Raw genomic sequence first — 8,884 nt, 5'->3', positions numbered from 1 at the left:
ACGCTGCTCGACGCCGCGGGCAACGTCGTCGACACCCTGACCACCGGAGCGGACGGCACCTTCCGCTTCATCGACCTGTCGTCCGGCGAGTACACCGTCATCGCGGCGGGCTACCCGCCGGTCGCCACCGTCCTCCAGGTCGCGGGCGGCGGCCGCACCGAGCGGGACCTCCAGCTCGGCCACGAGGACTGACGCACCGGTCGCACGGGGGCGTACGCCGGGCGTTCTCGGCCGGAGGCAATTCCCGCATTGCCCCGCACGGCAACCCGCGCCAGCCGTACGGTGGTTGGTGGCGGCTCAGATCTTGGGCCGCCGCGGGAAGGAGCATGGGCCATGGAACGAGGCACTCCGGACGGGCCGGTGGCGAAGAGTGCCCTGGCCGGACGCATTCCCCTGGCCGTGGTCGTCGTCGACGGCGCGGGTCTCGTCTCGCACTGGAGCGTCGGGGCGCGCCGCCTCTTCGGGTACGCCAAGGAGGAGGCCGTCGGCCGCCCCGCGGGTGATCTGCTCCCCGTCCACGGCGCGCTCCCCGAGGACCGCGAGCCCCACGGGGCCTACGACGACGGCCTCGGACCCGACCTGGAGACCTCCCTGGACGGCCGCATCTCCTACCCCGCCGCGGGCCGGGCGCGGCTGACCGAGCCGGAGCCCGGAGGCACCAGGGCCGACGTGCTCTGGTGGGCGTATCCGCTGGTCGGACCCGGCCCGGAGCGGCTGCTCGTGCTCGCCGCCGACGCCACCCGGCTGACCGCGCCCGAGCGGCCCGAGTGGCCCGAGCGCCCCGAGGAATCCGAGGCCTCCGGCGACCTGGGGCGCGAGCAGGTCGAGCGCATCGCACCCGGCTTCGCCCTCCACACGGACTTCCCCGGCGCGGACGAGCTGGCGGGTCGGCTCCCCGAGATCCTGCCGAGCATGAGCGTGGACGAAAGCTCCCGGATCGTCGCCCAGATCCTCGAACTGGGCTACCCGGTCCTGGAGTTCAGCCAGCACGACCGGGTCCCCGTCACCCCGGACTGGGGAGTGGCCCGCCGCGCCGAGCGCAAGGCCCGCAAGGAGCGCGCCGAGCGTGCCGCCGCCCGCGGAGTCCCGCCGTCCGCGTACGCCGCCGGTGCGGACGGCGACGGCGACGACGACGGCGAGGACATCGAGTACGCGGCGGTGCGCGAGCGCCTCGAATTCCTCAACGAGGTCAGCGGACGCATCGGCTCCTCGCTCGACCTGTCGCACACGATCGTGGAGGTCAGCAGGGCGGTCGTACCGCGCTTCACGGACGTGGCGGGCACCTATCTGCGTGAGCAGGTCGTCGCGGGGGAGGGGTTCCCCGAGGGGCCGCCGGACGAGACCACGCTGTGGCACCGGGTCGCCGTGGAGCACACCGACGAGCCCGGCCGCTGGGACGACGTCGTGCCGGTCGGCGAATCGATGCCCTTCCCGGCGCACACGCCGTTCTTCCAGTGCATGACCTCGGGCGACCCGGTGCTCGTGCCCCGCATCACCGAGGAGATGGGCAACGCCATCGCCTCCCAGTTCGAGAAGCGGGACATCCGCCCGCTGATCAACCACCGCTCCATGCTCGTCGTACCGCTGAAGGCCCGCAATGTGGTCCTCGGCTTCATGATCCTGCTGCGTCACAAGGAGCGGCCCGTCTTCAACGACATGGACCGCGTCACCGGCGCCGAACTGGCCGCCCGCGCGGGCCTCGTGCTCGACAACGCCCGCATGTACACCTACCAGGAGAGCGTCGCCGACACCCTCCAGGACAGCATGCTGCCGCACATCGAGCCCCGCATGTCCGGCTGCGACATCGCCACCCGCTACCTGCCGGGCACGCTCCTCGGCCGGGTCGGCGGCGACTGGTTCGACTCCGTCAAGCTGCCGGGATCCCGCACCGCGCTGGTCGTCGGCGACGTGATGGGCCACGGCCTCAACTCGGCGGCGATGATGGGCCAGTTGCGTACGGCGGTACAGACCATGGCCGCCCTCGACCTGCCGCCCGAGCAGCTGCTCCGCAACCTCGACGATCTCGCGCAGCGCCTCGGCGAGCACTACCTGGCGACGTGTCTGTACGCCGTCTACGACCCGATCGCGGGCGAGCTGCACCTCGCCAACGCGGGCCACATCCCGCCCGTCCTGGTCCGCGCCGAGGACGGCCGCAGCGAACTCCTCGATCTGCCCACCGGGGCGCCCATCGGCGTCGGCGGCGTCCCCTTCGAGTCGGTGCGCGTCCGCGTGGCGCCCGGCGACCGCCTGCTGATGTGCACCGACGGCCTCGTCGAGGTCCGCGGCGAGGACATCGGAGTCGGCCTCGCCACGCTCACCGAGTCCGCCGCGCACCCCGCCGCCTCCATGGACGAGGCCTGCGACACGATCATCCGGGCCCTCAACACGGGCGGCGGCCGCAAGGACGACGTGGCGCTCCTGATGGCCCGGCTGAACGGCATCGCGGCCGAGAGCGTCGCGCACTGGCGGCTCGCCGTCGACCCGAGCGAGGTGGGCAGGGCCCGCGAACTGGTCCGCGAGCAGCTGCGGGCCTGGTCCCTGGACGCCCTCGGCGACAGCGCGGAGCTGCTCGTCAGCGAGCTGGTCACCAATGTCGTACGCCACTCCCGCAGCACCCGCGTCGACCTGCGCCTGGTCCACGCCGGGGCGCTGCTCTGCGAGGTCGAGGACGACGACCACACGCTGCCGACACTGCTCAGCGCGGGCCCCGACGGCGAGTTCGGGCGCGGCCTGCGGGTCGTCAGCACGCTGGCCAAGGAGTGGGGCACGAGCCGTACGAACTCCGGCAAGACCGTCTGGTTCGAACTGTCCCTGCCACGGCGGTAGTTCGTTCCGGTGCCTTGTCCGCGCGCCCCGGGCGCGGTAGACCGATCTTGCCGTCGGCTTCGGCGGCTCTTGTCGCACCCTGGGGAGCTGGGCATGAGCGTCACGAGTCGGTACCGGGAGGCCTGGGAGGCGTTCTGGCGGGAGGCGCCCGAGGAGCCGGGGGCCGTGATCTGGGACGCCGAGCCCGCACTCGCCGCGGGCCCTCATCTCGCCCTGTTCGAGCCGCACTTGGCCGCCGCCGACCTGCCCTTCGTCGACCTGGGCTGCGGCAACGGCACTCAGACGCGCTTCTTCGCCGACCGCTTCCCGCATGTCGTCGGCGTCGATCTGTCCGCCGCGGCCCTCGTGCACGCCCGGCTCGCCGACCCCGCCGACCAGGCGGATTTCCGACAGCTCGACGCCGTCGAGATCGCCGAGGCGCGGCAGCTGCACGCGGAGCTGGGCGATGTGAACGTCTATATGCGCGGCGTGCTCCACCAGTGTGAGCCCGACGACCGCCAGCCGCTGGTCGACGGCGTCGCCACGCTGATCGGGGAGCGCGGCAGGGCCTTCCTCGTCGAGCTGACCGAGGCGGCGCGGCCCGTCCTGATGGGCCTCGCGCAGGGCCCGGCGGGCCCGCCGCCGAAGCTCGCCCCGGTCTTCGCCCACGGCCTCGCGCCCGCCGAGGTGGTGGACGAGTCCGTGCCGGGCTACCTCGCCTCGGCGGGTCTCGCCACCCTGGCGAGCGGCGAACTGCCGCTCATCACGACGGAGTTCACGCCGGACGGCACCCGGATCGAGCTGCCGTCGCAGTGGCTGGTGGTGGGCCGGTCCCACTGACGCCTCACGGACTCGCCTTGTCCCGGCACGAGCGGGCCTCGATGGAGTTCGCGCTGGGCTTGAGGCGATTGGCCCAGCCGGGGTCGGTCTTGGGGATCTCCGGCAGAGAGACCTGGATGTCCTCTATCCAGTCGTTGCTCTCGACGTACTTCTTGATGAACTCGCGCAGGCGGAGGCAGTCCGCCCGGTGTCCCTTCGGCATGCCGACGCCGTAATACTGCGGGGCTCCCACGGTGAGGTCGGGGATCACCTTCAGCTTGTCCTTGGCGTATTGGTGCGCGAATCCGTAGAGGATCAGCTGGTCGGTGGAGAAGGCGTCGACTCCGCCGTCGACGAGGGCTTTCAGGCAGGCGCTGGCGCTCGGCATCTCGACGACCTCGAAGCCCAGGCCCTGGAGGGGGCCGATGTTGGTCGTGCCCGACCAGGCGCAGACGCGTTTGTTGCGCAGGTCGTTCATCGAGCGGATGTCCGCCCCCTTCTTCCCCACCAGAAATCCCTGGTAAGTGGTCAGGTAGGGGCCGGCGAAATCTATTTTTCTCATTCTGTCGGGGGTTATCGAGAACGCCGCGACGACCAGGTTCACGTAGTCGCTGGTGAGGGAAGTGACCCGGTCCTTGGTGGCGACATCCACGGGGGCCACTTTGACGCCGAACTCGTTCTTGATCTCCTGGGCGAAAAGGTAGTCGTACCCCGACCAGGTGTAACCGTCCAGGAAGGAGACCCCCGGCAGGTCGTTGTGCATGGCGACCGTGAGCTTGTCCGCGCCCATGAAGCCGTGGGGCTTCTCGTCGGAGGAACAGCTCGCGGTCACCAGACCCGCCGTCACCAGACCCGCCATCGCCGTGGCGGCGACGGCCCCCACCCGCCAAGAGGGCAGCGTACTCGGGCTCATGGCATCCCCTTACTCGTGAAGTACGGCCTCCGCCGCCGAAACGTCCAGGTCACAGCCCCGGGGGGCGTGGACGGTGACGGTCAGCGTGATGTCGGTGCGTGATCCGCCCAGTGGTACGTCGACGGGGCGCATCGGCCGGACACCCTCGAACCGGCGCGTGTCCCCGCCCGTCAGCACGAGGGTGAGCCGGGTTTCCGGGGTGCAGCTCTGGTCGCCGGGCCGGGCGTCCTCGACCCGCATGGTCAGCCGCAGACGGCTGCGGTCCGGCACGTCGGACAGGGTCACCGTGTGCTCGGAACTCTTGGCGGTGGGCCTGACCTCGACCTGCCCCGTGACGTCCACCTCGCCGTCCCTGCGCAGGAGATCCGCCCGCACTGCCCCGGCCACGGCGCAGACCAGGAAGACCGCGAAGACGCAGGCGCGCAGCGCCAGGGCGGACGCCGGCGGCTTCTGGGCGCTGTCACGCTTGGGCCACCGGACATCGAGGCCGAGGAGGCGCATGAAGGAGGCGACGAACGACAGGCCCAACAGGACTATGACCGGGGTGAACTGGTGGACGGGGCCCTCGGGGGCGCGCAGCCACGCGGTGGCCGCGGCCGCCACGAAGAGGCAGAAGGGCAGGGAGTTCCAGAAGTTCTTCCAGTGGCCCTCGCCGCCGATGACGAGATTGACGATGAGGTCGCCGACGACCTGGCCCGCGGCCACGGCCCAGTTACGGCCTTCGGCGCGAGCGGTGTTCGTGTTCGTCGGCCTGGGCGCTGTGGCGTCCTCCGGTCGCGTCGGCGGACCTCCAGGCTCGGGGCTCATGGGCTGTCGGCCGGGCCGTGGTTGATGATCAGGCCGCCCTCGATCTTGCCGATGCCCAGCGCGTACGTCCCGTGGCCCGTCCCCCAGTTGCGCTCCTCGCCCCGCGCCCCCGCCGCCGCTTCGACGTGCCGGCGCAGGGCGTCCGGGCTCGGGTCCCCCTTGGCAAGCCAGGCGTCGACCGCCACGGCCAGCTCCTCCAGGGCCGGGCGGGAAAGGCTTCGCAGCGCCGCGTGCTGTTCCTGTTCCTCGGGCGGCACGTCGCTCTCCGCGCTCTCCGCGCGGCGCAACAGCGCCCGCACCATTTCCTTGCCCCGGTCGAGCGCGTGCTGCGCGAAGTCGGCCTGGGCGGTGGCGATCACGGTGGCCCCGGTCGTGGCCACGTAGGGCACGATCTGGTCGACCACATCGAGCAGTTCGGACATCGGGTCCCCCGTCCCTCTGTACGTCCCCGAAGCGGGCGGGCGCTCGTCTCTCGCGGCCAACACCCCTTGGGGGAGAGTCAGTTACCCACTTCTGGGCGTTGTATGCGAGGGGCGGTCGCAGGCGAGGGGCGACCGACGGTGAGGCGCCACGAAGGTCCGGTGAAGCGGGGGGAGTGCCGATCGCGAAGGCGTCGGGCTTGTCGGCGATGAGGGCAGGACAGAACCACCGCCCCTTGCCACTCTCAAGATATAGCGCACCGGGGGCCTTGCCGCAAGGCCCCCGTCGTGGGGCAAGATTCGCGGACCGAAGCCAGGACCTGCGGAAATCGGAGATTCGCTCAGTGCATTCGCTTTTGTCGGTGGAGGGGTCGTGCGGCGGCGTCGAGCCGGAGCCGGGACCCACGCCGCGGCCGGGCCCGCCCGGCGACCACGCGCAGGTGTGCGCGCCCACGGAGCCCGCGGAAATTGACACAGATCGGAGCGGTGCCATGCATTCCCTGAACCCCGTGAACCCCCTGAACCCCGCGAGCCCTGTGACCCTCAGCGCGTTCGACCTTCCCGACGCCCTCTCCGCCAAGGCCGGACCGGCGCTGATCGCCGGTGACGAGCGGCACTTCGCGGCCATCGCGCAGTGCCTCGAGGAGTCGATCGCCGAACTCTCCGACCGCCTCGCCGCCGCGCGCAGAGCACCCGGCGGCGTCGGCCGCGAGGCCATGGACCGGGACGCGGAGATCCACCGGCTGACCGGGCGGCTGCGCACCCTGCGCCGCTTCGGCCTCGACCTGTGTCTGGGGCGCATCGTCCCCGCGGACGGCACCGAGCCCGTATACGTCGGACGCCTCGGCCTCACCGACAGCACCGGCCGCCGACTGCTGATCGACTGGCGTTCCCCCGCGGCCGAGCCGTTCTTCGCGGCGACCCACGCCCACCCCATGGGCCTGGCGAGCCGCCGCAGATACCGCTGGACCGAGGGCCGCGTCAGCGACTACTGGGACGAGGTGTTCACCGCCGACGGCCTCGAAGGGCACGCCGCGCTCGACGACCAGTCCGCGTTCGTCGCCAGCCTGGGCGGCACCCGCTCGGACCGGATGCGCGATGTCCTCGCCACCATCCAGGCCGACCAGGACGCCATCATCCGGGCGGGCTCGCGCGGCGCCCTCGTCGTCGACGGCGGCCCGGGCACGGGCAAGACCGTCGTCGCCCTGCACCGCGCCGCCCACCTCCTCTACTCCGACCCCCGCCTCGGCCACCGTCGCGGCGGCGTGCTCTTCGTCGGCCCGAGCCGGCCCTACCTGGCGTACGTGGCCGACGTCCTGCCCAGCCTCGGCGAGGAAGGCGTACAGACCTGCGTACTGCGCGACCTCGTCACCGAGGGGGCGGGGGCGGTGACGGAGGCCGACCCCGAGGTGGCCCGTCTCAAGGCGTCCGCCCGGATGGTGGGGGCGATCGAGCCCGCCGTCGGCATCTACGAGGAGCCGCCCACCAAGGGGATGACGGTCTCCAGCCACTGGTCCGACATCTGGCTGAGCGCCGACGACTGGGCGGCGGCGTTCGACGCGGTGGAGCCGGGCACTCCGCACAACGAGGCGCGCGAGCAGATCCGGGAGGAGCTGCTCACGATCCTGATGGAGAAGGACGACAGCGACGCCCCGCCCCACCTGCTGCGGAGGTCGCTGCTCCAGGACCGGGAGCTGATCGGCACCCTCAACCGCGCCTGGCCGATGCTGGAGGCGAGCGACCTCGTCGGAGACCTGTGGACGGTGCCGGCCTACCTGCGCAAGTGCGCCCCCTGGCTGAGCGCGGACGACGTACGCAGGTTGCAGCGCGCGGACCCCCAGGCCTGGACCGTGTCCGACCTGCCGCTCCTGGACGCGGCACGGCAGCGGCTCGGCGACCCGGAGGCCTCCGTGCGCAAGCGCCGGCACGAGGCGTCCGTCGCCGCCGAGCGGGCGCGCAGGGCCGACGTCATGGACAGCCTGCTGCAGAACGTCGAACTCGACGAGAGCGAGGGCGCGCTGGGGATGCTGCACGGGCGGGACCTCCAGGACAGTCTGATCGACGAGAGCGCGCTGCCCGCCGCCGAACCGGACCTGCTCGCGGGCCCGTTCGCACACGTCATCGTGGACGAGGCGCAGGAACTGACCGACGCCGAATGGCAGATGCTGCTGCTGCGCTGCCCCTCCCGCAGCTTCACCATCGTCGGTGACCGCGCGCAGGCCAGGCACGGGTTCACGGAGCCGTGGCGGGAGCGTCTTGAGCGGATCGGGCTCGACCAGATCGACATGACGTCCCTGAGCGTCAACTACCGCACGCCGGAGGAGGTCATGGCGGAGGCCGAGCCGGTCATCCGGGCGGCGATCCCGGACGCGAATGTGCCGACTTCCGTCCGCAGCAGCGGCGTTCCCGTCGTGCACGGGTCCGCCGCGGACCTGGGGGCCATCCTCGACGACTGGCTCGCCGAGCACCCCGAGGGGATCGCCTGCGTCATCGGCGACGCGGCGTTCCGCTCGACGCCCCGCGTCAGGTCGCTGACCCCGGAGCTGTCGAAGGGACTCGAATTCGACCTGGTCGTCCTCGTCGACCCGGAGGCGTTCGGGGAAGGCGTCGAAGGGGCGGTCGACCGTTACGTGGCGATGACGCGGGCGACGCAGCGACTGGTGGTCCTCACCAGTTCCTGAGGGTCAGCGGGTCAGTGCCGTGCGGGCGGCACGGAGAAGTCTCTGCGGGCGTGGGTCGGCGAGGCCGAGATGGGTCATCTGATTCATCACGTAGGCGAGGGTCATGCGCGCGTCCCGGTCGTTGACGATCAGAGATCCACCCCTGCCGCCCCAGTAGCAGGTGTGGGCGCTGTCCGTTCCGACCGGGGCGTCGGCCGCGCCGAGGGCGTAGCCCATGCCGAAGCGCAAGGGGATGCCGAGTACGAGGTCGACGCCGTGGGACTGTTCGTCGAACACCGCGCGGCAGGTGGTTTCGGAAAGGAGCCGTGCTCCGGGGGCCCGGCCCGCGGAGGTGAGTACGGATTGCACCGCGGCCACCGATCGTGCGTTTCCGTAGCCTGCCGCGGCGGGGATCTCGGCGCGGCGCCACTGAGTGCTCCATGTGTCCTGGGTCGTCACAT

Annotated in this window: 8 protein-coding genes; 4 read left to right on the top strand and 4 right to left on the bottom strand. The window is 71.7% G+C overall.

Translation table 11 applies throughout. The annotated features are described in order from the left end of the window. The 3 genes from GKQ77_RS21180 to GKQ77_RS21170 form a co-directional block, all read left to right on the top strand. The coding region (locus tag GKQ77_RS21180) for a carboxypeptidase regulatory-like domain-containing protein (protein ID WP_219690502.1) at positions 1–192 on the top strand (192 nt) is incomplete at its 5' end. Between the two features lie 141 nt (positions 193–333). Next, on the top strand, positions 334–2,826 hold the full coding sequence (locus GKQ77_RS21175; protein ID WP_219690501.1) for an ATP-binding SpoIIE family protein phosphatase: 2,493 nt from the start codon (positions 334–336) through the stop codon (positions 2,824–2,826). A 93-nt stretch (positions 2,827–2,919) separates the two neighbouring features. Continuing rightward, positions 2,920–3,645 (top strand): class I SAM-dependent methyltransferase, encoded by a 726-nt coding sequence (locus tag GKQ77_RS21170; RefSeq protein ID WP_219690500.1) that lies wholly within the window; start codon positions 2,920–2,922, stop codon positions 3,643–3,645. A gap of 4 nt (positions 3,646–3,649) precedes the next feature. Here the strand turns inward: GKQ77_RS21170 and GKQ77_RS21165 are convergent, their stop codons facing one another. The 3 genes from GKQ77_RS21165 to GKQ77_RS21155 form a co-directional block, all read right to left on the bottom strand. Then, positions 3,650–4,537: a transporter substrate-binding domain-containing protein gene (locus GKQ77_RS21165; RefSeq protein WP_219690499.1), complete on the bottom strand. Its 888-nt coding sequence runs from the start codon at positions 4,535–4,537 to the stop codon at positions 3,650–3,652. A 9-nt stretch (positions 4,538–4,546) separates the two neighbouring features. Next, positions 4,547–5,242, bottom strand: coding sequence for a hypothetical protein (locus GKQ77_RS21160; RefSeq protein ID WP_219690498.1), 696 nt, complete (start codon positions 5,240–5,242; stop codon positions 4,547–4,549). A 98-nt stretch (positions 5,243–5,340) separates the two neighbouring features. Beyond that, positions 5,341–5,766 carry a hypothetical protein gene (locus tag GKQ77_RS21155; RefSeq protein ID WP_219690497.1) on the bottom strand — a complete coding sequence of 142 codons (426 nt, stop codon included), beginning with the start codon at positions 5,764–5,766 and terminating at the stop codon, positions 5,341–5,343. A 506-nt stretch (positions 5,767–6,272) separates the two neighbouring features. Here GKQ77_RS21155 and helR point away from each other — a divergent pair. Continuing rightward, the gene (helR, locus tag GKQ77_RS21150) at positions 6,273–8,444 is read left to right on the top strand and encodes an RNA polymerase recycling motor ATPase HelR (protein WP_308117737.1); all 2,172 of its coding nucleotides are present in this window, start codon (positions 6,273–6,275) and stop codon (positions 8,442–8,444) included. 3 nt (positions 8,445–8,447) lie between these two features. Here the strand turns inward: helR and GKQ77_RS21145 are convergent. Further along, positions 8,448–8,884: serine hydrolase (locus GKQ77_RS21145; RefSeq protein ID WP_219690495.1), on the bottom strand; the 437-nt coding region annotated here is incomplete at its 5' end.

This window comes from Streptomyces anatolicus (assembly GCF_019400875.1).
In the GTDB taxonomy this organism is placed as follows: domain Bacteria; phylum Actinomycetota; class Actinomycetes; order Streptomycetales; family Streptomycetaceae; genus Streptomyces; species Streptomyces anatolicus.
The sequence above is the reverse complement of the archived record's forward strand: the minus strand, read 5'-3'. Positions and strand labels throughout refer to the sequence as shown.

Coding starts and splice junctions, on each gene's coding strand:
- GKQ77_RS21175 (WP_219690501.1), top strand. CDS start 334: ATGGAACGAGGCACTCCGGACGGGCCGGTGGCGAAGAGTGCCCTGGCC.
- GKQ77_RS21170 (WP_219690500.1), top strand. CDS start 2,920: ATGAGCGTCACGAGTCGGTACCGGGAGGCCTGGGAGGCGTTCTGGCGG.
- GKQ77_RS21165 (WP_219690499.1), bottom strand. CDS start 4,537: ATGAGCCCGAGTACGCTGCCCTCTTGGCGGGTGGGGGCCGTCGCCGCC.
- GKQ77_RS21155 (WP_219690497.1), bottom strand. CDS start 5,766: ATGTCCGAACTGCTCGATGTGGTCGACCAGATCGTGCCCTACGTGGCC.